This window comes from Phytobacter cepae (assembly GCF_054165735.1).
This window is the reverse complement of sequence record NZ_CM135107.1, coordinates 4393138-4415085: the sequence shown is the minus strand read 5'-3', so window position 1 is coordinate 4415085 and position 21948 is coordinate 4393138. Positions and strand designations below refer to the sequence as shown.

The following is a 21948-nucleotide window of genomic DNA, read 5'->3' as shown; positions in this document are numbered from 1 at the left end:
TTCGCCTACAGCTAAGAATAGTTGCTCAACGTTATATTCAAAAATGGTAACAATATGAAATATACAAGCCTCATCCTTTCATCAGTACTGCTGTTATGTAGCGCTGCAAAGGCAGAACAGATTGGCTCCGTGGACACCGTTTTTAAAATGTTTGGTCCGGACCATAAAATCGTTGTTGAAGCGTTTGACGACCCGGATGTGCAAAACGTGACCTGCTACATCAGCCGGGCGAAAACCGGCGGCATTAAAGGCGGTCTGGGTCTGGCGGAGGATACGTCTGATGCCGCCATCTCCTGCCAGCAGGTAGGGCCAATTGAAGTCAGCGATAAGATTAAAAATGGCAAAGCGCAGGGAGATGTTGTTTTCCAGAAACGCACATCGCTGGTCTTTAAGAAACTGCAGGTTGTCCGTTTTTACGATGCTAAGCGCAATGCACTTATCTACCTGACGTATTCCGACAAAGTGGTGGAAGGGTCACCGAAGAATGCGTTGAGTGCCGTGCCGATTATGCCCTGGGGCAAATAAAAGGAGTGGGCATGCCACAACCGCAAATCTGGCTGGTGGAAGATGAGATAAGTATCGCCGATACGCTGATCTACATGCTGCAACAGGATGGTTTCAATGTTCGCGCCTTCGAGCGTGGGCTGCCCGTTCTGGATGCGGCAACCCGGCAGTTGCCCGATCTGGCTATTCTGGATGTGGGTCTGCCGGACATCAGCGGTTTTGAGCTTTGCCGCCGTTTACTGGCCGTTGCGCCTGGGCTGCCCGTGCTGTTTCTCACGGCCCGCAGCGATGAGATCGATAAGCTGCTGGGGCTGGAGATGGGGGCAGATGATTACATCGCTAAACCCTTCTCACCCCGGGAGGTGTGTGCCAGGGTAAGGACCGTTTTACGGCGTTTTCAGAAAGCGGCGAGCCCGTCTACCACAGTCCGTGTTGGTCAGTTTGAGCTGGACGAACCCGCGGCGCTGATACGCTGGTGCGGTGAAACCCTGCCCCTGACGCGCTATGAATTTTTATTGCTCAAAACCCTGCTGCATGCGCCGGGCCGGGTTTTCTCACGGCAGCAACTGATGGATATTGTCTGGGTGGATGCAGAAGAGAGTTTTGACCGTACCGTCGACACGCACATTAAAACCCTGCGCGCCAAATTACGGGCGATCAACACGGAGGCTTCACCCATTAATACTCATCGTGGTATGGGCTACAGCCTGGGGATCCGCTAATGCGCATTGGCATGCGGCTGTTGCTGGGCTATTTCCTGATTGTGGCGGTGGCAGCATGGTTTGTGTTGTCGATCTTCGTGCAGGAGATCAAACCTGGCGTCAGGCGAGCAACCGAAGGGACGCTGATTGATACCGCCACGCTGCTGGCTGAGATCGGCCGTGGCGACTTGCTTTCCGGCGAGGCGCAAAACGGGCAACTGGCGCAGGCATTCTCCTCACTGTCACAGCGGGCTTTCAGGGCCAACATCAGTGGTATCCGTAAAGTTCGCAATGAATATCATGTCTACATGACCGATGCCGTTGGCAAGGTGGTCTTTGACTCGGCGGGAAAAGCGCTGGGGGAAGACTATTCTCGCTGGAATGATGTCTGGTTGACGCTGCGGGGGAAATACGGTGCACGTAGTACTCTGTCCGATCCGAACGATCCCGAAAGCACCGTAATGTACGTGGCGGCTCCGATAACCGAACAGGGAAAAATCATCGGTGTGATAAGCGTGGGCAAGCCCAACAGTGCTATCGCGCCGGTGATTAAACGCAGCGAGCGCCGGATCCTTTGGGCCAGTACCGCTTTGCTCGGGATCGCCCTGCTGATTGGCTTTGGCATGGCGCTTTGGATCAACCGCTCTATTGGCAAACTGACGCGTTATGCTGATGCGGTGACGGAGAAGACCCCGCTGCCGCTGCCCTCGCTCGGTAGTAGCGAACTGCGCAAACTCGCTCAGGCTCTGGAGAGCATGCGCCAGAAACTCGAGGGGAAAAATTACATTGAGCGCTATGTTCATGCGCTGACGCATGAGTTGAAAAGCCCTCTGGCTGCGATTCGCGGTGCGGCTGAAATCCTTCGGGAAAATCCACCCCCCGCTGTCGCTGCCCATTTCACGGGCAATATTCTTGCGCAAAATGCCCGTATGCAGGCGCTGGTGGAAAAGCTTCTCTCACAGGCGAAACTGGAAAACCGCCAGGAGATTGCCCTGTCCCAGGTCAGGCTCAGTGAGATTTTCTCTCAGCTCGCGGATGAACGTAGCGTCGTGCTGGCAGGTAAACATCTTACCCTCGAACACCATGCGGCAGAGGTGATTGCCACGGCTGATGCCGAATTGTTAACCCAGGCGCTCGGAAACTTGCTGGATAACGCCATCGACTTCACCCCGGAGAACGGGGTGATTTGTTTACACGCCAGCGAAGACGGTGACGTCACCACCATCGGCGTTTGCGACAGCGGGCAGGGCATCCCGGATTACGCACTGGATCGCATATTCGAACGTTTTTATTCTCTCCCTCGTGAAGATGGTCACAAGAGCAGTGGCCTGGGCCTGGCGTTTGTGCAGGAAGTCGCGCGTTTACATCAGGGAAGCATTCACATTGCTAATCGTCCCGAAGGAGGCGTCGAGGCGCGTCTGACACTTCACCGTCACTTCACATAGCTTCAACGTCTCCCCACATAGCCCCTTTATTCTGCGTGCAATACAAAGGAGGGGCTATGTTGAAATCACCGTTATTCTGGAAAGTATTTACCCTGGTTGGGTGCATCGTTTTACTGTTGGTACCGCTGATGTTCGTCAGCAATCTGATTAAAGAGCGTAGTGACTATCGGGATGAGGTTTCTGACGCGTTGCGGCAAAGCAGTGCGGGGTCGCAAAAACTGATCGGGCCACTGATTGCCGTGCCGGTGACAGAAGTGACAACGGTTCTGGAATCTACCAACGATGAGGCGCCAAAAGAGGTTCGGCGAAGCAAAAGCTATATCCGTTTCTGGCTGCCAGAATCGCTGATGGTTAAAGGTGAGCAGCAGGTTGAATCACGGCAAATCGGTATTTATAACGGCCAGGTCTGGCATGGCGATATCTCCATTCAGGCGGAATTCGATCCGAAACGCATTGGCCTGGAAGCCAATGAAAACCGACAGATTGGCGAGCCCTTTGTGGTGTTAGCGCTAAGCGACGCCCGTGGCATTGGGCAGGTTCAGACCCTGAAAATCAACGGTGAAGCGCTTACCGTTGAGCCTGGTTCTGGTCTGCAAAGCGATATGCAGGGGATGCATGTGCCGCTGGGATCGGCAGATATGACCCGCAAGGCGCTTAAACTCGATATGTCCTTTAGCCTTAACGGCACGGGGACGTTCTCAGTAGTGCCCGTCGGGCGTAACAGTGAAATGACGCTGATCAGCGATTGGCCCCATCCGGGGTTCAAAGGGGATTTCCTACCCGCAAAGCGTGAAATTAGCCCCAGCGGTTTTCAGGCGCAGTGGCAGAGTACCTGGTTTGCTAACAATCTGGACAGTAAAATCCGTGACATGCTGCTCCTGACCGAGCAAAACGAATGGCGGTTGCCTGCGTTCAGCGTCAACATCACCACTCCGGCGGATCAGTATCAACTTACTGATCGTGCTATTAAGTATGCCATTTTGCTGATTGCGCTTATTTTTGCCGCCTTCTTTGTGTTTGAAAGCCTGACCGCACGGCAGATGCACCCGATGGAGTATTTGCTGGTGGGACTCTCTTTGGTGATGTTTTACCTGGTTCTACTGGCGCTTTCTGAACGAATTGGTTTCACCCCCGCGTGGGTCACGGCCAGCCTACTGAGCGGCGTGATTAACGGGCTTTATTTGCAGGGCGTGATGAAAACCTGGCGTGCCAGCCTGCCGTTTACGGGCGCGCTGCTGGTGCTGTATGGCGTGATGTGGAGTCTGCTGCATTCGGAAGACAGCGCGTTACTCCTGGGAACAGGGGTTCTGTTTGCGGCACTGAGTACAGTAATGATGCTCACGCGGCGGTTTAACTGGTATTCCATCTCCGCCACACGAAAAGTGCAGACAGAGAAAGCGGAGCCAGTAGATGACGCCTTGCGGTTGTGGAAGTAATGTTTGAACAATGAGGCAATAAAAAAAGCGGCGCCTGGCGCCGCTTTTCGTCTGGAACGACGACCGTTATTCCTGCAAATCACCGCAGAAACGGTAACCTTCACCGTGAATTGTCGCGATAATTTCAGGGGTGTCCGGCGTAGATTCGAAATGTTTACGAATGCGGCGGATGGTCACGTCGACGGTACGGTCATGCGGCTTAAGCTCGCGGCCGGTCATTTTTTTCAGCAGTTCTGCGCGAGACTGAATTTTGCCCGGGTTTTCGCAGAAGTGCAGCATGGCGCGGAATTCACTGCGCGGCAGTTTATACTGTTCACCATTCGGGCTGACCAGAGAGCGGCTGTTAATATCCAGCTCCCAACCGTTGAATTTGTAGCTTTCAACGCTACGGCGTTCTTCACTGATCGTGCCGAGGTTCATGGTACGAGACAGCAGGTTGCGGGCACGGATAGTCAGTTCACGCGGGTTGAACGGCTTGGTGATATAGTCATCTGCACCGATTTCAAGACCGAGGATTTTATCGACTTCATTATCACGGCCGGTCAGGAACATCAGCGCGACATTGGCCTGCTCACGTAATTCACGGGCCAGCAACAGGCCGTTTTTCCCCGGCAGGTTGATATCCATGATCACCAGGTTGATGTCATTTTCAGACAGGATCTGATGCATTTCCGCGCCATCGGTCGCTTCGAATACATCGTAACCTTCTGCTTCGAAAATACTTTTTAACGTGTTGCGTGTTACCAACTCGTCTTCAACGATAAGAATGTGCGGGGTCTGCATGTTTGCTACCTAAATTGCCAACTAAATCGAAACAGGAAGTACAAAAGTCCCTGACCTGCCTGATGCATGTCGAAAATTAACATGATCGGCGTAACATGACTAAAGTACGTAATTGCGTTCTTGATGCACTTTCCATCAACGTCAACAACATCATTAGCTTGGTCGTGGGTACTTTCCCTCTGGACCCGACAGCGTCAAAAACGGCTGTCATCCTAACCATTTTAACAGCAACATAACAGGCTAAGACGTAAGGGACGCCCAATAAAACTACGCTTCGTTGACATATATCAAGTTCAATTGTAGCACGTTAACAGTTTGGTGAAATATCCGTATCTTAATGTTAGCGAATTTCACAATATTTCAATAAACCAACAAGTTGCGAATATTAATTGATAAACATAGTGAATCCAATAGTAGATTTAGATTCTTCATCAAAATACCATGCATAAACATAGGGATAAGCATGTTCTGTTAACATTCTGGCCTGCAGTTTCATCATCCAACAGTTTAGCTTCTTTTAACCGTTGCCAGAGTGAAATACAGTGATTCCTGTTACATAATTGTAAATTCGCGCCGCGTAATATGCGGGCGGCGACGACACTTCATCCGTTAAATGATCAAAAAGAGAGCAAAAAATGCACCTGGCTGTTGTCCTTGTTTCCCCCGCCAGAGCGGAAAATATCGGTGCGGCTGCGCGCGCGATGAAAACCATGGGGTTTACGGATTTGCGCATTGTTGACAGCGTGGCTCACCTTGAAGAGGGCGCGCGCCGTGTTGCCCACGGTGCTGGCGATGTGCTTGATAATATTACAACTTATACCACTCTTGCTGACGCGCTTGCGGATGTGCAGTTTACGGTTGCGACTACGGCACGCAGCCGGGCGAAGTTTCACTACTACGCGACACCTGAAGAGCTGGTTCCGTTGTTGCGAGAGAAAAGCGAGTGGCTACAGACCGGCGCACTGGTTTTTGGGCGGGAAGATTCCGGGCTAACGAACGATGAACTGGCGCTGGCGGATATCTTAACGGGCGTGCCGATGGTGGCGGATTATCCCTCCCTCAATCTTGGGCAGGCGGTAATGGTTTACTGTTATCAGTTAGCAACTTTAATACAAAACGGGGCTGAACCTATCGCCGCGCGTGATGATAATCCGCTTCATGCATTACGTATGCGCGCCCACGCCTTACTCGACCAGTTGGGAGTGGCGGATGACATTAAAATGGCTGACTGGCTCGATCAGCGTATTGGCGTTTTAGGACAGCGAGACACCGCAATGTTGCACAGATTGCTCCACGACATCGAAAAAAAACTCACCGAGTAATATCTGGTGATAAGTTTATTTTATAGTTGAAGGCCCCGCTATATGACTTATCTTGTGGTCTTTACGGATCGTTAATGCGGCATAAACTGGCGTAGACGAACAAGCGAGAAAATAGTCAAAAACCAAAAATTCATTGACTTAAGACGGCGGATACTTTAACCAATATAGGTAACGCGACAGACAGATAAAAATTACAGAGCACACAACATCCATGAAACGCATCAGCATCGTCACCACCATTATTACCACCACCACAATTACCACAGGTAATGGTGCGGGCTGACGCGTACAGGAAAAACAGAAAAAAGCCCGCACCGAACAGTGCGGGCTTTTTTTTCGACCAAAGATCAAGGGGTATAACATGCGAGTGTTGAAGTTTGGCGGTACATCAGTGGCAAATGCGGAACGGTTTCTGCGTGTTGCCGATATCCTGGAGAGTAATGCCAGGCAGGGGCAGGTGGCGACAGTGTTATCTGCCCCGGCGAAAATCACCAACCATCTGGTCGCCATGATTGAAAAAACCATTGGTGGTCAGGACGCCGTACCGAACATCAGTGATGCAGAACGGATTTTTGCTGAGCTTCTCTCTGGACTCGCAGACGCCCAACCCGGTTTTCCTCTGGCTCAACTTAAAATTTTCGTCGAACAAGAATTTGCGCAAATTAAGCATGTTTTGCACGGTATCAGCCTGCTTGGCCAATGCCCTGACAGCATCAATGCGGCGTTGATCTGCCGCGGTGAAAAACTCTCTATCGCCATTATGGCCGGACTGCTGGAAGCACGTGGTCATAACGTCTCTGTCATTGATCCGGTCGAAAAGCTGCTCGCTGTTGGTCACTATCTCGAATCTACTGTCGATATTACTGAATCTACCCGCCGTATCGCCGCCAGCCGTATCCCTGCGGATCATATGATCCTGATGGCCGGTTTTACCGCCGGTAATGAGAAGGGCGAACTGGTGGTGCTCGGACGCAACGGTTCCGATTACTCTGCCGCCGTTCTGGCCGCCTGTCTGCGCGCGGATTGTTGTGAAATCTGGACCGACGTCGATGGCGTCTACACCTGTGATCCCCGCCAGGTGCCGGATGCTCGCCTGCTAAAATCTATGTCGTATCAGGAAGCCATGGAGCTTTCCTACTTTGGCGCGAAGGTGCTTCACCCGCGCACTATCACCCCTATCGCCCAGTTCCAGATTCCCTGCTTAATCAAAAACACCGGTAATCCCCAGGCTCCGGGTACGTTGATTGGTGCCACTTCTGATGAAGATGGCCTGCCGGTAAAAGGGATTTCGAACCTGAACAACATGGCAATGTTCAGCGTGTCAGGTCCTGGCATGAAAGGCATGGTGGGCATGGCGGCGCGCGTGTTTGCTGCTATGTCACGCGCGGGGATCTCCGTGGTGTTGATTACCCAATCTTCTTCGGAATACAGCATCAGCTTCTGCGTGCCGCAGTCCGATTGTGCCTGCGCCCAACGTGCAATGAACGATGAATTCTACCTTGAGCTGAAAGAAGGTCTGCTGGAACCGCTTGCGGTGATGGAACGCCTGGCCGTGATTTCCGTGGTGGGTGACGGCATGCGCACGATGCGCGGCATCTCAGCGAAATTCTTTGCTGCGCTGGCCCGGGCGAATATCAACATCGTGGCTATCGCCCAGGGCTCGTCTGAGCGCTCTATTTCCGTAGTGGTGAGTAACGATGACGCGACGACCGGCGTGCGCGTCACCCACCAGATGCTGTTCAACACCGATCAGGTTATCGAAGTCTTTGTTATCGGAGTGGGCGGTGTAGGCGGTGCGTTGCTGGAGCAGCTTAAGCGTCAGCAGGCGTGGCTGAAGAACAAACATATCGATTTACGCGTGTGTGGTGTGGCGAACTCCAAAGCGCTGCTGACCAACGTGCATGGCCTGGACCTGGAAAACTGGCAGGCTGAGCTGGCGGAAGCGAAAGAGCCGTTCAACCTGGGGCGCCTGATCCGTCTGGTGAAAGAGTATCATCTGCTGAATCCGGTGATTGTTGACTGTACCTCTAATCAATCCGTTGCGGATCAGTACGCCGATTTCCTGCGTGAAGGTTTCCATGTGGTCACGCCGAACAAAAAGGCCAATACGTCGTCGATGGATTACTACCATCAACTGCGCCATGCTGCGGCAAAATCACGGCGTAAATTCCTCTACGATACTAACGTCGGTGCGGGGTTGCCGGTCATTGAGAACCTGCAAAATCTGCTCAACGCGGGCGATGAGTTACAGCGTTTTTCCGGTGTGCTGTCGGGTTCACTTTCATTCATCTTCGGTAAGCTGGATGAAGGGATGAGCCTGTCGGAAGCGACGAAGGCGGCACGTGATATTGGCTTTACCGAGCCGGATCCACGAGACGACCTTTCCGGCATGGACGTTGCGCGTAAGCTGTTGATTCTGGCGCGTGAAACCGGCCGCGAGCTTGAGCTATCCGATATCGTCATCGAGCCAGTCTTACCTGACTCATTTGAGGCCAATGGCGATGTCGCTGACTTTATGGATCGCCTGCCGCAACTGGACGATGCCTTTGCCGCACGCGTGGCGAAAGCGCGGGATGAAGGTAAAGTGTTGCGCTATGTCGGTAACATTGAAGAAGATGGCACCTGTCGGGTAAAAATCGCCGAAGTTGATGGCAACGATCCGCTTTATAAAGTGAAAAATGGCGAAAATGCCCTCGCATTCTACAGCCATTATTACCAGCCGATTCCGCTGGTGCTGCGTGGCTATGGTGCAGGCAATGACGTAACGGCGGCGGGTGTGTTTGCCGATCTGTTACGCACTCTTTCCTGGAAGTTGGGAGTTTAAGATGGTGAAAGTATATGCTCCGGCCTCCAGTGCCAATATGAGCGTAGGTTTTGATGTACTGGGCGCTGCGGTAACGCCTGTGGATGGCACGTTACTGGGGGACAACGTTTCTGTTGAGGCGGCTGACAGTTTTAGCCTTCAGAATCTGGGGCGTTTTGCCAATAAACTGCCCACTAACCCGAAAGAGAATATCGTTTATCAGTGCTGGGAGCGTTTCTGTCAGGAGATCGGTAAAACCGTTCCGGTGGCGATGACGCTTGAAAAAAACATGCCGATTGGATCAGGCCTGGGTTCCAGCGCCTGTTCCGTTGTTGCCGCATTGGTCGCCATGAATGAATACTGCGGTAAGCCGCTGAACGATAGCAAAATGCTGGCGATCATGGGCGAGCTGGAAGGACGCATCTCTGGCAGCATTCATTACGACAACGTCGCGCCTTGCTTCCTCGGCGGCATGCAATTGATGATCGAGGAAAACGACATTATTAGCCAGCAGGTGCCATGCTTTGATGAGTGGTTATGGGTGCTTGCTTATCCAGGGATTAAAGTCTCGACGGCGGAAGCGCGCGCTATTCTGCCGGCGCAGTATCGTCGTCAGGACTGTATCGCCCACGGGCGGCATCTGGCCGGCTTTATTCACGCCTGCTATTCACGCCAGCCTGCGCTTGCCGCTAAGTTGATGAAAGATGTCATTGCAGAGCCATACCGCACCAAACTGCTGCCGGGCTTTAATGAAGCACGCCAGGCGGTGGCGGATATCGGGGCCATCTCCTGCGGGATTTCCGGATCGGGTCCGACGCTGTTTGCGTTATGTGATAAAACCGAAACGGCGCAGCGTGTGGCAGACTGGCTGAGCAAACACTATTTGCAAAATCAGGAAGGCTTTGTTCATATTTGCCGTCTGGATACGACGGGTGCACGAGTAGTGGGATAACCAATGAAACTCTATAACTTAAAAGATCACAACGAACAGGTCAGCTTCGCACAGGCCATCACGCAAGGCCTGGGCAAGAATCAGGGGCTCTTTTTTCCGCACGATCTGCCGGAATTTAGCCTGACAGAAATTGATGAAATGCTGGATCAGGATTTCATCACCCGTAGTGCAAAGATCCTCGGTGCCTTTATCGGCGATGAACTGCCGCAGGAGATCCTGGAAGCGCGCGTCCGTGACGCCTTCGCTTTCCCGGCTCCGGTGAAGGCGGTCGAAAGCGACATTGGCTGCCTGGAGCTGTTCCACGGCCCAACGCTGGCCTTCAAAGACTTCGGCGGGCGCTTTATGGCGCAGATGCTGACCACCATCAGCGGCGACAAGCCGGTGACCATTCTCACCGCGACCTCAGGTGATACCGGTGCGGCGGTTGCCCATGCGTTTTACGGTCTGAAAAACGTGCGCGTGGTTATTCTCTACCCGAACGGCAAAATCAGCCCACTGCAGGAAAAACTGTTCTGTACGCTGGGTGGCAACATCGAAACGGTCGCCATTGATGCTGACTTTGATGCCTGCCAGGCGCTGGTCAAACAGGCCTTTGATGATGAAGAACTGAAAGTTGCGCTGGGACTGAACTCCGCCAACTCCATTAACATCAGCCGCCTGCTGGCGCAGATTTGCTACTACTTTGAAGCGGTGGCGCAGCTTCCGCAGGAAGCCCGTAACCAGCTGGTCGTCTCTGTTCCAAGCGGCAACTTCGGCGATCTGACCGCCGGTCTGCTGGCGAAATCTCTGGGGCTGCCAATCAAGCGCTTTATCGCTGCCACCAACGCCAATGACACCGTGCCGCGCTTCCTGCAGGAAGGGGAGTGGAAGCCGAAAGCAACGCAGGCGACGCTGTCAAACGCAATGGACGTCAGCCAGCCGAATAACTGGCCACGTGTTGAAGAGCTGTTCCGCCGCAAAATCTGGCGTCTGAACGAACTGGGCTATGCGGCCATTAGCGACGAAACCACCAAAGAAACCATGCGTGAGTTGAAGGGTAAGGGCTATCTCTCCGAGCCCCATGCAGCCATCGCGTACCGTGCGCTGCGCGATCAGCTGCACCCTGGTGAATACGGTTTGTTCCTCGGCACCGCGCATCCGGCAAAATTCAAAGAGAGCGTGGAAGAGATTCTGGGTGAGCCGCTGGTGCTGCCGAAAGAGCTGGCAGAGCGTGCAGACCTTGAGCTTTTGTCTCACCATCTGCCTGCCGACTTTGCACAATTACGTAAGCTGATGATGAGCAAAGCGTAAGCATTAGACGACCTTTCTACAGGCCGGGTATGCATCATTGCAACCCGGCTTTTTTTTCGCGCAAATACGGAGAAATTGCGGAGGCATTGCGCAGGAAAAATGTAGAAATTCCCAATAAATGCGGGTACTTAAAGATTAGGATTGCAGAGAATAACAAGCGGACATCACTTTGCTTAAGCTCCTTTCATCGGCCCATAACGGGCAAGATGAACCAAGGAGTAACCCATGTTAAAACCTGTATTCTTAGCGCTTTCGTTGGTGATGGTGGCTCCGCTGGCGGCACAGGCTGCAGAAATTACCCTCGTGCCGGCAGTCAAACTGCAAATTGGCGACAGTGACAATCACGGAAATCGTTGGGACGGCGGGCGCTGGCGTGACCATGACTGGTGGAACCGTCACTATGAGATGCGGGACAACCACTGGCGGCCACATCGTGAAGCGTTTCGTGACCACCATGACGATCGCCATGATGACCGACACGACGATCGCGATCCGGGCTGGCGTCGCTAATGCTACTGATTCCCCTCTCCGGGCGGAGAGGGGAAACGTCATTACTGCTCGTGACGTTTAAACACCAGCTCACCTTTCCCCGACTGCTCTTCGTCAAAGAAATAGCCTTCACTGTTAAACCCGGTTAACTGTTCAGGCTTCGTCAGACGTTTTTCAATAATGTAACGGCTCATCAGCCCACGCGCTTTCTTGGCATAGAAGCTAATGACTTTGAACTTGCCGTTTTTCTCATCGAGAAAGACCGGTTTGATGATTTGCGCATTCAGACTCTTTGGCTTCACTGATTTAAAGTATTCATCTGAAGCCAGGTTGACCACCACGTCGTCGTCCTGTGCCTTGATAGCCTCATTCAGTTTCTGAGTAATGGTATCGCCCCAGAACTGGTAGAGATCTTTGCCTTTCGCGTTTTCCAGTCGAATCCCCATCTCCAGGCGATAAGGTTGCATTAAATCCAGCGGACGTAACACGCCATAGAGACCAGACAGCATACGCAAATGCTGTTGAGCGAAGTCGAAATCAGCCTCGGAGAAGGTCTCTGCCTGTAAGCCGGTATAAACGTCGCCCTTGAAGGCCAGAATAGCCTGGCGGGCATTTTTCAACGTGAAGTCCGGTTGCCAGTCGTGGAAGCGGGTGGCGTTCAGATCGGCTAACTTATCGCTAATCCCCATTAAAGATTTGATTTGCGGCGCAGTCAGTTGGCGAGCAACATCAATGAGCTGCTGAGAATGGTCCAGCAGCTCAGGCTGAGTGAAGCGCGTCGTGGCCAGCTCGCTCTGATAATCCAGCGTTTTGGCGGGTGAAATGAGAATCAGCATATTCAGTCCTTGCAGGGAATTTGTTGCAGATTTTAACAAAAAAGCAGGGGGTATTGATCAATAGTTGCGATTGTCCGGACGTTGCTCAACCTTACTATGCCAGGTATCGAGTGCTAACTGGCGCTGAATTTCAGGGTAACGACTGGCGTCGAAAACCGGCAAGATTCCCAGTTTGCGTTGGCGTAAATAATCGCCCGCAATAATGCTAACAACGGGGGACAGCAACAAAATGGCGATCAGGTTCGTGATAGCCATAAACGCCATCAGCACATCGGCAAGATGCCAGAGCAGGGGAACGCGAAGTTGTGAGCCGACGAGAATCATCAATACAATCCCACAACGTAAAAGCCAGCGATTTCGCGCATTGTTTAATTTCAGGAAGATAAGATTATTTTCTGCATAAACGTAGTTTGTCGCGATGGAATTAAAGGCGAACATAAAAATAATAACGGCGACAAAACTGGCTCCCCATTCGCCGGTTAACGCGACCATCGCTTCTTGCACTTGTTGTACGCCACTTACGGCATTATCCGTGGGGCTGAGATCTGCCAGCATGAGAATGAATGCGCTGGCGGTACATACCATAAAAGTATCGACCACGACCCCAATCATCTGAACGAATCCCTGTGCTGCGGGGTGTGAAGCAGACGCGGCGGCGGCGGCATTGGGCGTCGATCCCATGCCCGCTTCATTGGAATACATACTTCGCTGAAAGCCGCTGGTCAGCGCCTGGCTCAGGGTGTATCCCATTGCGCCTGCCGCCGCTTCCTGCCAGCCAAATGCACTTTGTAAAATGGTGGCCATCACGCCGGGCAAACGGGTGATGTTATCGATACCAATACCGATACTCGTGACCACCCAAACGAAAGCCATGATGGGCACCACCCACTGCATAAAACGGGCAATGTCACGCAGACCCTTAGTTAGCAAAATCAGAAGCATACAGGCCAGGAGCCCGCCTGTATAAAGTTCAGGGATATGCCAGGCATAGTGGACCGCGCGCACCACCGAATTGGCCTGAATGGTGTTAAACAACAGTCCATAAGTGAGGAGCAGAATAATGGAGAAAAGCACGCCCATCCAGCGCATGCCAAGACCGCGAGACATATACCAGGCCGGGCCTCCCCTGAACTCCTGATTCGCACCGCGCTCTTTATAAAGTTGCGCCAGCGTCGATTCGGCAAAGCAGGTTGTCATACTAATAAGCGCTGACACCCACATCCAGAATATAGCGCCAGGACCGCCAGCACTGATAGCCAGCGCGACACCGGCTAAATTACCCGTGCCCATTCTGCCTGCGAGGCTCAGGAATAAAGCCTGATAAGATGTTAAGCCACCGGCGTGTGCGCCGCCCTGGCTTTTGAGATTTTGCAAAAAATCACTTCGCAATCTGAAGGGAATAAATTTGCTACGAAATGCGAACCAGATGCCCACCGCAAGCAGCAGATAAAGCATCAATGAACCCCACAGTATTTCACTGATAAAAGAAAAAAATTCAGGCATTAACATCCCTCTTGTCTATGCCGGGTCGCAGGATAAAAAGCGGCGCTATGGTCAATAGCACACTACTTCGCAGGCAATTAATCAATCGAGTTTACCATAATTACGCAACTTCACTGCGCGGTTGCGCTGCCAGTGCGTCGTGTTATCATCAGGGAAGACCGGTTACATCCCCCTAACAAGTTCAAAGAGAAACACTATCATGACGGATAAATTGACTTCTCTGCGTCAATACACGACAGTCGTGGCTGACACCGGAGATATCGCGGCAATGAAGCTGTATCAGCCGCAGGACGCTACCACCAACCCTTCTCTGATTCTTGGCGCTGCCCAAATTCCTGAATACCGTAAACTGATTGATGACGCCATTGCCTGGGCAAAAAGCCAGAGCAGCGATCGCGCTCAGCAGGTTATTGATGCATCAGACAAACTGGCAGTGAATATCGGTCTGGAAATCCTGAAGCTGATCCCGGGTCGTATCTCTACTGAAGTGGATGCCCGTCTGTCCTACGACACCGAAGCCTCTATCGCTAAAGCCAAACACCTGATCAAACTGTACAACGATGCAGGCATCAGCAACGATCGTATCCTGATCAAACTGGCTTCAACCTGGCAGGGTATCCGTGCTGCAGAACAGCTGGAAAAAGAAGGCATCAACTGTAACCTGACGCTGCTGTTCTCCTTCGCGCAGGCGCGCGCATGTGCAGAAGCGGGCGTTTACCTGATCTCTCCTTTCGTGGGCCGTATCCTCGACTGGTACAAATCTAACACGGATAAGAAAGAGTACGCGCCGGCTGAAGATCCAGGCGTGGTTTCCGTGACAGAAATCTACCAGTACTACAAACAGCACGGTTACGAAACCGTGGTGATGGGCGCAAGCTTCCGTAACCTCGGCGAAATCCTTGAACTGGCTGGCTGCGACCGTCTGACCATCGCGCCAGGCCTGCTGAAAGAGCTGGCGGAGAGCGAAGGCGCTATCGAGCGTAAACTGTCTTACACTGGCGAAGTAAAAGCGCGTCCGGAACGTATTACCGAAGCGCAGTTCTTCTGGCAGCACAACCAGGATCCTATGGCCGTAGATAAACTCGCGGACGGTATCCGTAAGTTTGCTGTTGACCAGGAAAAACTGGAAAAAATGATCGGCGACCTGCTGTAATCATTCTGCGTGACCGGGCCTCCGGTCACGCTTCCCCTCTGTCTGCATCCCCCTTCAGCGTGTATCATTTCCGTAAGTCATACTTTTTTATACGGAATGAATATGGACACATTACGCATTGGTTTAGTTTCTGTTTCTGACCGCGCCTCCAGCGGTGTTTATCAGGACAAAGGCATCCCGGCACTCGAAGAGTGGCTCGCCGCTACCCTTACCACCCCTTTTACGATTGAAACGCGTCTGATCCCGGATGAGCAACTTATCATTGAGCAGACGCTGTGCGAGCTGGTGGATGAAATGAGCTGCCATCTGGTACTGACCACCGGCGGAACCGGGCCTGCTCGTCGCGATGTGACCCCGGATGCCACGCTGGCGGTTGCCGATCGCGAAATGCCCGGTTTTGGTGAGCAGATGCGGCAGATTAGCCTTAACTTTGTGCCGACCGCCATTCTCTCGCGCCAGGTGGGGGTGATTCGTAAGCAGGCGCTGATCCTTAATCTGCCAGGCCAGCCTAAATCCATCAAAGAGACGCTGGAAGGGCTAAAAGATGATAAGGGTAACGTAAAAGTGACGGGGATTTTCGCAAGTGTACCGTATTGTGTACAGTTACTTGACGGTCCTTATGTCGAAACCAATCCGGCAAGGGTAGTGTCTTTCCGTCCAAAGAGTGCGAGACGCGAAATAATCTCCTAAAAGTGGTGGTTTTTGGATTTAAATAAGACGGATACTGGCGTGTTGATTTATTTACGGTATAGTAATTTTTAATTTACAGTTAGCGTAAATACTCAATCAACATCTCCTCTTTACAAATGGTCCGTTATGTCAAAACACACACGCCCTCTGAACAAACAGGATTATAAAACGCTTACGCTCGCCGCATTAGGCGGTGCGCTGGAGTTTTATGATTTCATCATCTTCGTGTTCTTTGCCGCCGTCGTGGGAGAGCTTTTCTTCCCGGCGGATATTCCTGAGTGGCTACGTCAGGTGCAAACCTTCGGTATTTTTGCCGCAGGCTATCTGGCACGTCCGTTAGGTGGCATTGTGATGGCGCATTTTGGCGATCTGGTTGGGCGTAAGAAGATGTTTACCCTCAGTATTTTACTGATGGCGGTGCCGACTCTGGCAATTGGTTTGCTGCCGACCTACGCGTCAACTGGCATTGTCGCGCCGTTACTGCTGCTGTTGATGCGTGTCCTCCAGGGGGCGGCAATCGGCGGTGAAGTGCCGGGGGCATGGGTGTTTGTGGCTGAGCATGTGCCGGAGCGCCGTATTGGCATCGCCTGCGGCACCTTAACGGCAGGGCTGACCGTCGGTATTTTGCTGGGTTCGGTGGTGGCTACGCTGATCAACACCAGCATGACCCAGCAGGCGATTCATGATGGTGGCTGGCGTGTGCCGTTCCTGCTTGGCGGCGCATTTGGTCTGGTGGCGATGTACCTGCGTCGTTGGTTACAGGAAACCCCTGTGTTCCTCGAAATGCAGCAACGTAAAGCGCTGGCGCAAGAGTTACCGGTTAAATCGGTGGTGCAGAACCATAAAAAAGCGGTGGTGGTCTCCATGCTGCTGACCTGGTTGCTTTCGGCTGGGATCGTGGTGGTGATTCTGATGTCGCCCGTCTGGCTACAGAAACAGTATGGCTTTGCTCCGGCGCTGACGCTGCAGGCAAATAGCATCGCTATTATCATGCTCTGCTTTGGTTGCCTGATTGCCGGCCTGGTGGTCGACAGGGTGGGTCCGAGTAAAACATTCATTGTGGGCGGTATCCTGCTCGCCTGCTCCAGCTGGCTCTTCTACCATCAGGTCGGCGCGCATCCGGAACAGCTGTTTGTTTTATACGGCCTGGTCGGTCTTTGTGTTGGTGTCGTCGGTGCAGTGCCCTATGTGATGGTGCGTGCCTTCCCGGCGGAAGTACGTTTTACCGGGATCTCGTTCTCTTACAACGTCTCTTATGCCATTTTCGGTGGCCTGACGCCGATCGCGGTGACCATGCTGATGGGCGTCTCGCCGATGGCACCCGCCTGGTATGTGCTGGCGCTGGCGCTGATGGGGTTGGGCTTAGGTATCTGGTTACGCCAGGATTGGGCCGCCGCGCCGAGCCCGACGCTGGCGGAAGAGATTCAGTCTTAGTGTTATTCAGCGCCGTCGGATGACGGCGCGTGTAGCGATCAGTGCGAAGGGGTGTAGCTCAGGATAATACTGTCATCCGGAATATGCGTGAAGTCCTTGATGATAGTGTGGTAATCCGCCAGCGGATCAATATCTTTTAAGTGGTCCGGGTAGAAGATTTTACTCAAGGTTTCAATGGCGACAATATTGTACGGGTTGTTGTAGAAGTGATGATACAGCGCCCCGGTGTGTCCCTGAACGACCGCAGGAATACTGCTCACGCCCTGGCGAGCCATCAGCGCATTAAAGGCCGTTTCAACCTCCTTCCTGTCGACGTTGTATCCAAATGGAACGACCGCCGTGCCTTTGCCCGGACGCTTTGAACCGCTCATCAGGTAGTAGTCAGGATTCAGGGAGATGATTTTCTCTACCGACACGGTGCCGGTCGCCCCTGGCAGCAGCTGTGAACCGATATTCACGCCGCCCGCCGCTTCTACCAGCCCGCCCCAGCCGTTGTGCGCGTGGGTAAAGCAACAGCCGTTGTCCAGACCGGCGACACCCGCGATAGGCTCAATAAAGACCAGCGGTTTTTTGGTCACGGTTGCCAGGCGTTGATGCAGGGTGTCCAGGCGCTGTTGATAGAAATCGGTATAGGCTTTTGCGCGTTCATTTTGCCCCATTACTTTGCCAAGCAGGGTAATGCTCGGCAGCGTGTTTTCGACCGGGTGCAGTTCATAATCGACAAACACGACCGGCACATGCAGCGCTTCCAGTTTCGCCAACACACCGCTCTGCACCAGCGACGGCTTCGCACGCAGCTGGGCAATCATCAGGTCAGGATGACGGGAGATAATGGTTTCCAGATCCACATTTCCCTGATCGGAAAATTGCATGTCGAGGATCTTTTCCGCTTCCGGCCACTGACGTTTCAGTACGTCCCAGGTCTGGGTATCTTGCTTTTTAGGCAGGTTGTTCCAGGCGACAACTTTGGCAAACGGGTTATCGCGTTCCAGCAGCGCGAGCGCAAAAATATCACGACCGTCCTGCAAAATGATGCGCTGCGGCGCCTGTGGAATGGTCACCGTGCGGTTATCCATATCCTTCACCGTGACCGGCCAGTCAGCAGCCTGGGCCAGTAATGGCGAGAGCAACAGAACCGCCCCACCGGCGGCGGCAATGAGTGCCTTCTTCAGATTCATTATTTCCCCGTCTTCTTTTTTATGTGGTTAAACCGTCGACCACCACGTGTGGCAGTCCTTGTGAACAACATTCAACTCTTCCTTTTACGCCGTAAACGGTGGCCAGATTGGCGGGCGTAACCACTTCGACCGGTACGCCGCTGGCGACCAGTGCGCCATTTTTTAGCATCACTGCATATTCGGCATGACGCAGTGCAATATTGATGTCATGAATGACCACCACGGTGACGATGTGGCGCAGGCGCGTTTCGCGAGCGACGATGTCCATCACATGAAATTGATAGTTAAGATCGAGGGCGCTGAGCGGTTCATCCAGTAACAGCAGGTCAGGCTTGCGGATCAGCGACTGTGCCAGGCCTATCAACTGTTTCTGCCCGCCAGAGAGCTGGTCGAGGTAGCTCATCGCCAGATGCGAGATCCCCAGCTTATGCAGAATGTCATAAGCCTCTTTTTCGACATCGCCTCGTGCGTCAAAACCGCTGGCCCGGCGTGCCACAATCACTGATTCAAGCGCATGCAAATGCACGCCCTGCGGCAGCGATTGCGGCAGGTAAACCACTTTCTGTGCCCGCGTCGCTGACGGCAACCTCATCAGGTCTTCGCCATTGAGTGCAAGCTGCCCCTGCGCCGGGTTAAGGTCGGCCAGCGCGCGCAACAGAGTGGATTTGCCGGAACCGTTCGGGCCGAGCAGGGCGGTGATTTTGCCGCGCGGCAGGATGGGCGTATTCAGCCCATCAATAATTTTCTTTTTGCGGTAGCCGGTGTGCAGGTCGCTGATTTTCAGGCCGTCGGTCATAACGTTCCCCGGTGGCGAATGATGATGCTGAGGAAGAAGGGCACGCCCACCAGGGAAGTGACGATACCCACAGGAATGATGACGCCGGCGACAATATTTTTCGATAACACTGACGCGAGCGAGAGTACCAGTGCGCCAATCAACATGCTGCCGGGCAGATAAAAGCGGTGATCTTCACCAAATATCATGCGTGAAATGTGCGGAGCCACAAGGCCGATAAAACCAATCGGGCCGACGAACGCGACGGTGAGGGCGGAGATAATGCTGATGCGCAGAAGGGTAGCCAGACGCAGCTTACGTACGTTGATACCGAAGCTAACGGCGCGATCCTCCCCCAGACGCAGCGCGGTCAGTTTCCAGGCGTTTCGCATCGACAGCGGCACTACCAATAGCAGCGCCACGGCCAGGATAGCGAGTTTGTCCCAGGAGGCGCGCGCCAGGCTGCCCATTGTCCAGAAGACCAGCCCTTGCAGCGTGTCCTCGCTGGCAACAAATTGCAGGATGGAGATCAACGCATTGAAGGTAAACACCAATGCAATACCAAACAGCACCACGCCTGAGGTGGCGACGCGTGTCCAGCGACTGATGCCGTCGAGCACAAAACAGGCCATCAGCGCAAAGACGAAGGCGTTGACCGAGATGAACCATTGATCGGGAATACCGGGAATACCAATACCCAGAATGATCGCCAGCGCTGCGCCAAATGAGGCGGCAGAGGAGACGCCGAGGGTAAAGGGGCTGGCCAGCGGGTTATTAAGGATGGTTTGCATTTCGGCACCAGCAAGCCCCAGCCCCATGCCGACCAGCACCGCCATCAGGGCGAAAGGCAGGCGTAATTCCCAGACGATAACGCGGGTGCCTGCATCCGCAGATGCCGCGTCGAACAGCGTTCGCCAGAGCGTGGAAATGGAGAGGCCGGAAGGGCCGAGGGTGAAATCAAGGACCAGCGATAGCAGAATGAATAGCAGGATCACACCCGCTAAGATAAAACGCCGCAGCAGGATTTTTTTGTAATGCGACGCCACGGCTGACTCGTCAGACTTCACGCTGGCGGTAAGGGTGGAACTCATTGTCTGACCTTATGCAACACAACTGAATGGTTTTATCCCACCCGACGTACCTGTCAGGTTCGTTGCATGAATTCCGTTCTCCGGGATGCTCCCGGCGAACATAATAGAAATGATAATGCTTATCAATTAAGCGGTGAGGTTATCAACGCTTCGTTTAAGAACCGTTATTGTTCTGCTTAAATAATAGACTTACAAACGGGCTTCCAGCGCACGGCAACTGGCATAAGCGCCTGCAATACACAAGGCGACCGGCGCCAGAAAACTATGGTCCATGCGGGTCGATTCCATGATTAACGCTAATGTAGTCACCGGCATATGCGCCGAGGCTGCTAAAAATCCGGCGGCACCCAGTAGCGCAAAGCTTTCCATATCGCTGCCAGGGAAGAGATGTCCGACAAGTAAAAACAGCAATGAACCTAACAGTCCGCCTACCGCAAGACCAGGCGTCAGGAGCCCCCCGGCTGCGCCACCGCGTATCACCGCGCATATCAGAGTGACCTTTAGCACCAGCAATATGGCTGCAAGCGCTGCTGTCATCTCACCACTGAGAGCCAGTTGCGCCGCGCCTTTGCCGTTGCCAGGCAATTGTGGAAACCAGATTGCGCCAATGCCCAGCAGCGTAAAGGCGAGGAGGCTTATTACCGGCATTTGCCAGTTATCACGCACGTTACTGCTGGCATATTGGGTAAGCCGACGAAAAAGATACGCGGCAGCCCCCAACAACGGGCCACACGCTAGTCCCCAGAAAACCAGCGACGTCGCGGCGAACTCCGCTGTAAAACGGTACTGGTGCTCGTCCCCCAGCCCCAGTGAGGCAATCCAGGCGGCAAGGGCGGATGTCGCCAGGGCAGCAATGGCCGTATCCCAGTTAAAGCGCACCAGCAGGACTTCAAGAGTAAAGATAGCGCCAGCCAGAGGGACATTGTAAACGGCGGCAAGGCCAGCGCCCGCACCGCAGGCCGTCATGAGTTGAATATCCGCCGAAGTCAGATGCAAGCGACGGGCAACGCCGCCCGCAAACAGGGCGCCGGCTTCGCGTGGCGCAACCTCACGCCCAAGCGGTGACCCCATGGCTACCGTGATGATTTGCAAAAGAATATGGGCAAGCGTAGTGAGAGGAGGCATCGGTTTAGTGGCGTCAGCGACAGCCGCGCTGATGCTGACCCGTTTTTTGCCATAACGCGCCAGTAGCCACCATCCACAGCCAGCAATGACGCCGGCTGCCATCAGCACAATAACGCGCCGCTGCGCGGTGGCATCGCTCACGCCTTCTAAAAACGTTTGCGGGCTGATTAACAGGTTCTGGCTGTAGCCATAAGCAAGATGCTGGATCTCGTGTAGCAGCATGGCAAGCAGCATGCCGCCAAGGCCAGCCAGAATGCCGGTGAGAAGCAGCGCCATCCAACGTTGGAGTCCGTAAGTTCTGCCCTGAAATGAGGTCATCATCCGCGTCTTTATCTTGAGGAAGAGCGTCATCATCCCATAAAGCGGGTTAACAGGTAATCAATCGAAACGTAGCGGGGAGAAAGAAGTTCGTGCCCGCGATGCAGGCACGAAGGGGGG

At 53.4% G+C, this 21948-nt stretch carries 21 protein-coding genes and 1 other annotated feature; of the genes, 14 read left to right on the top strand and 7 right to left on the bottom strand.

The features are described from left to right. Positions 1–54: 54 nt before the first annotated feature. Genes creA through creD form a run of 4 tightly spaced genes read left to right on the top strand, consistent with a single transcriptional unit; the run spans position 55 to position 4086 of the window. The gene (creA, locus tag ACUY4Q_RS20700; protein ID WP_458044553.1) at positions 55–525 is read left to right on the top strand and encodes a protein CreA; all 471 of its coding nucleotides are present in this window, start codon (positions 55–57) and stop codon (positions 523–525) included. Positions 526–536: 11 nt separating this feature from the next. Next, entirely contained in the window at positions 537–1226 is a 690-nt protein-coding gene (gene creB / locus ACUY4Q_RS20695; RefSeq protein WP_458044552.1) for a two-component system response regulator CreB, read from the top strand. After that, positions 1226–2650, top strand: a complete 1425-nt coding sequence (gene creC / locus ACUY4Q_RS20690; RefSeq protein WP_458044551.1) for a two-component system sensor histidine kinase CreC — start codon at positions 1226–1228, stop codon at positions 2648–2650. The genes creB and creC overlap by 1 nt, the downstream gene beginning before the upstream one ends. Before the next feature lie 56 nt (positions 2651–2706). Further along, entirely contained in the window at positions 2707–4086 is a 1380-nt protein-coding gene (gene creD / locus ACUY4Q_RS20685) for a cell envelope integrity protein CreD (protein ID WP_458044550.1), read from the top strand. Between the two features lie 66 nt (positions 4087–4152). Here creD and arcA read toward each other — a convergent pair whose 3' ends face one another. Further along, the gene (gene arcA / locus ACUY4Q_RS20680) at positions 4153–4869 is read right to left on the bottom strand and encodes a two-component system response regulator ArcA (RefSeq protein ID WP_458044549.1); all 717 of its coding nucleotides are present in this window, start codon (positions 4867–4869) and stop codon (positions 4153–4155) included. Positions 4870–4964: 95 nt separating this feature from the next. Here arcA and yjjY point away from each other — a divergent pair, with 95 nt between their 5' ends. The 7 genes from yjjY (at position 4965) to ACUY4Q_RS20645 (ending at position 11746) form a co-directional block, all read left to right on the top strand. Beyond that, a complete protein-coding gene (yjjY, locus tag ACUY4Q_RS20675; protein WP_121497538.1) occupies positions 4965–5105 on the top strand; it encodes a YjjY family protein in 141 nt (46 codons plus the stop codon). Between the two features lie 399 nt (positions 5106–5504). Beyond that, positions 5505–6191 carry a tRNA/rRNA methyltransferase gene (locus tag ACUY4Q_RS20670; RefSeq protein WP_458044548.1) on the top strand — a complete coding sequence of 229 codons (687 nt, stop codon included), beginning with the start codon at positions 5505–5507 and terminating at the stop codon, positions 6189–6191. A gap of 211 nt (positions 6192–6402) precedes the next feature. Further along, on the top strand, positions 6403–6474 hold the full coding sequence (gene thrL / locus ACUY4Q_RS20665; protein WP_072042696.1) for a thr operon leader peptide: 72 nt from the start codon (positions 6403–6405) through the stop codon (positions 6472–6474). Then, positions 6410–6529: a sequence feature (Thr leader region), on the top strand. Its footprint overlaps the gene before it by 65 nt. Positions 6530–6552: 23 nt before the next feature. Then, the gene (thrA, locus tag ACUY4Q_RS20660; protein WP_458044547.1) at positions 6553–9015 is read left to right on the top strand and encodes a bifunctional aspartate kinase/homoserine dehydrogenase I; all 2463 of its coding nucleotides are present in this window, start codon (positions 6553–6555) and stop codon (positions 9013–9015) included. A gap of 1 nt (position 9016) precedes the next feature. Beyond that, complete coding sequence (gene thrB / locus ACUY4Q_RS20655) at positions 9017–9946, top strand: homoserine kinase (RefSeq protein WP_458044546.1); 930 nt, start codon at positions 9017–9019, stop codon at positions 9944–9946. A 3-nt stretch (positions 9947–9949) separates the two neighbouring features. Continuing rightward, positions 9950–11236 (top strand): threonine synthase, encoded by a 1287-nt coding sequence (thrC, locus tag ACUY4Q_RS20650; RefSeq protein ID WP_458044545.1) that lies wholly within the window; start codon positions 9950–9952, stop codon positions 11234–11236. Positions 11237–11461: 225 nt separating this feature from the next. Beyond that, a complete protein-coding gene (locus tag ACUY4Q_RS20645) occupies positions 11462–11746 on the top strand; it encodes a DUF2502 domain-containing protein (RefSeq protein ID WP_458044544.1) in 285 nt (94 codons plus the stop codon). 41 nt (positions 11747–11787) lie between these two features. Here ACUY4Q_RS20645 and yaaA read toward each other — a convergent pair whose 3' ends face one another. Then, positions 11788–12561: a peroxide stress protein YaaA gene (yaaA, locus tag ACUY4Q_RS20640; RefSeq protein WP_458044543.1), complete on the bottom strand. Its 774-nt coding sequence runs from the start codon at positions 12559–12561 to the stop codon at positions 11788–11790. A gap of 57 nt (positions 12562–12618) precedes the next feature. Further along, positions 12619–14064 carry an alanine/glycine:cation symporter family protein gene (locus ACUY4Q_RS20635; protein ID WP_458044542.1) on the bottom strand — a complete coding sequence of 482 codons (1446 nt, stop codon included), beginning with the start codon at positions 14062–14064 and terminating at the stop codon, positions 12619–12621. A 199-nt stretch (positions 14065–14263) separates the two neighbouring features. Here ACUY4Q_RS20635 and tal point away from each other — a divergent pair, with 199 nt between their 5' ends. The 3 genes from tal to ACUY4Q_RS20620 all read left to right on the top strand — a co-directional run bounded on the left by tal (position 14264) and on the right by ACUY4Q_RS20620 (position 17341). Then, positions 14264–15217 (top strand): transaldolase, encoded by a 954-nt coding sequence (tal, locus tag ACUY4Q_RS20630; protein ID WP_458044541.1) that lies wholly within the window; start codon positions 14264–14266, stop codon positions 15215–15217. A 102-nt stretch (positions 15218–15319) separates the two neighbouring features. Then, positions 15320–15907, top strand: a complete 588-nt coding sequence (gene mog, locus ACUY4Q_RS20625; protein WP_458044540.1) for a molybdopterin adenylyltransferase — start codon at positions 15320–15322, stop codon at positions 15905–15907. 126 nt (positions 15908–16033) lie between these two features. Further along, the gene (locus ACUY4Q_RS20620; protein WP_458044539.1) at positions 16034–17341 is read left to right on the top strand and encodes an MFS transporter; all 1308 of its coding nucleotides are present in this window, start codon (positions 16034–16036) and stop codon (positions 17339–17341) included. Between the two features lie 38 nt (positions 17342–17379). On the opposite strand, the gene ACUY4Q_RS20615 is transcribed toward ACUY4Q_RS20620, so the two are convergent. The 4 genes from ACUY4Q_RS20615 to ACUY4Q_RS20600 form a co-directional block, all read right to left on the bottom strand. After that, the gene (locus ACUY4Q_RS20615) at positions 17380–18519 is read right to left on the bottom strand and encodes an ABC transporter substrate-binding protein (RefSeq protein ID WP_458044538.1); all 1140 of its coding nucleotides are present in this window, start codon (positions 18517–18519) and stop codon (positions 17380–17382) included. Positions 18520–18538: 19 nt separating this feature from the next. Further along, on the bottom strand, positions 18539–19315 hold the full coding sequence (locus ACUY4Q_RS20610) for an ABC transporter ATP-binding protein (protein WP_458044537.1): 777 nt from the start codon (positions 19313–19315) through the stop codon (positions 18539–18541). Further along, on the bottom strand, positions 19312–20385 hold the full coding sequence (locus tag ACUY4Q_RS20605; RefSeq protein ID WP_458044536.1) for a FecCD family ABC transporter permease: 1074 nt from the start codon (positions 20383–20385) through the stop codon (positions 19312–19314). The genes ACUY4Q_RS20610 and ACUY4Q_RS20605 overlap by 4 nt, the downstream gene beginning before the upstream one ends. Positions 20386–20574: 189 nt before the next feature. Next, positions 20575–21828: a chloride channel protein gene (locus ACUY4Q_RS20600; RefSeq protein WP_458047407.1), complete on the bottom strand. Its 1254-nt coding sequence runs from the start codon at positions 21826–21828 to the stop codon at positions 20575–20577. Positions 21829–21948 lie beyond the last annotated feature (120 nt).

What these genes read in the sequence shown, in the direction of transcription:
- yaaA (WP_458044543.1), bottom strand. Translation starts at nt 12,561, where the DNA reads ATGCTGATTCTCATTTCACCCGCCAAAACGCTGGATTATCAGAGCGAG.
- creD (WP_458044550.1), top strand. Translation starts at nt 2,707, where the DNA reads ATGTTGAAATCACCGTTATTCTGGAAAGTATTTACCCTGGTTGGGTGC.
- ACUY4Q_RS20610 (WP_458044537.1), bottom strand. Translation starts at nt 19,315, where the DNA reads ATGACCGACGGCCTGAAAATCAGCGACCTGCACACCGGCTACCGCAAA.
- arcA (WP_458044549.1), bottom strand. Translation starts at nt 4,869, where the DNA reads ATGCAGACCCCGCACATTCTTATCGTTGAAGACGAGTTGGTAACACGC.
- tal (WP_458044541.1), top strand. Translation starts at nt 14,264, where the DNA reads ATGACGGATAAATTGACTTCTCTGCGTCAATACACGACAGTCGTGGCT.
- ACUY4Q_RS20605 (WP_458044536.1), bottom strand. Translation starts at nt 20,385, where the DNA reads ATGAGTTCCACCCTTACCGCCAGCGTGAAGTCTGACGAGTCAGCCGTG.
- mog (WP_458044540.1), top strand. Translation starts at nt 15,320, where the DNA reads ATGGACACATTACGCATTGGTTTAGTTTCTGTTTCTGACCGCGCCTCC.
- thrA (WP_458044547.1), top strand. Translation starts at nt 6,553, where the DNA reads ATGCGAGTGTTGAAGTTTGGCGGTACATCAGTGGCAAATGCGGAACGG.
- ACUY4Q_RS20635 (WP_458044542.1), bottom strand. Translation starts at nt 14,064, where the DNA reads ATGCCTGAATTTTTTTCTTTTATCAGTGAAATACTGTGGGGTTCATTG.
- creC (WP_458044551.1), top strand. Translation starts at nt 1,226, where the DNA reads ATGCGCATTGGCATGCGGCTGTTGCTGGGCTATTTCCTGATTGTGGCG.
- ACUY4Q_RS20600 (WP_458047407.1), bottom strand. Translation starts at nt 21,828, where the DNA reads ATGACCTCATTTCAGGGCAGAACTTACGGACTCCAACGTTGGATGGCG.
- thrC (WP_458044545.1), top strand. Translation starts at nt 9,950, where the DNA reads ATGAAACTCTATAACTTAAAAGATCACAACGAACAGGTCAGCTTCGCA.
- ACUY4Q_RS20620 (WP_458044539.1), top strand. Translation starts at nt 16,034, where the DNA reads ATGTCAAAACACACACGCCCTCTGAACAAACAGGATTATAAAACGCTT.
- ACUY4Q_RS20615 (WP_458044538.1), bottom strand. Translation starts at nt 18,519, where the DNA reads ATGAATCTGAAGAAGGCACTCATTGCCGCCGCCGGTGGGGCGGTTCTG.
- yjjY (WP_121497538.1), top strand. Translation starts at nt 4,965, where the DNA reads ATGACTAAAGTACGTAATTGCGTTCTTGATGCACTTTCCATCAACGTC.
- creB (WP_458044552.1), top strand. Translation starts at nt 537, where the DNA reads ATGCCACAACCGCAAATCTGGCTGGTGGAAGATGAGATAAGTATCGCC.
- thrB (WP_458044546.1), top strand. Translation starts at nt 9,017, where the DNA reads ATGGTGAAAGTATATGCTCCGGCCTCCAGTGCCAATATGAGCGTAGGT.
- ACUY4Q_RS20670 (WP_458044548.1), top strand. Translation starts at nt 5,505, where the DNA reads ATGCACCTGGCTGTTGTCCTTGTTTCCCCCGCCAGAGCGGAAAATATC.
- creA (WP_458044553.1), top strand. Translation starts at nt 55, where the DNA reads ATGAAATATACAAGCCTCATCCTTTCATCAGTACTGCTGTTATGTAGC.
- ACUY4Q_RS20645 (WP_458044544.1), top strand. Translation starts at nt 11,462, where the DNA reads ATGTTAAAACCTGTATTCTTAGCGCTTTCGTTGGTGATGGTGGCTCCG.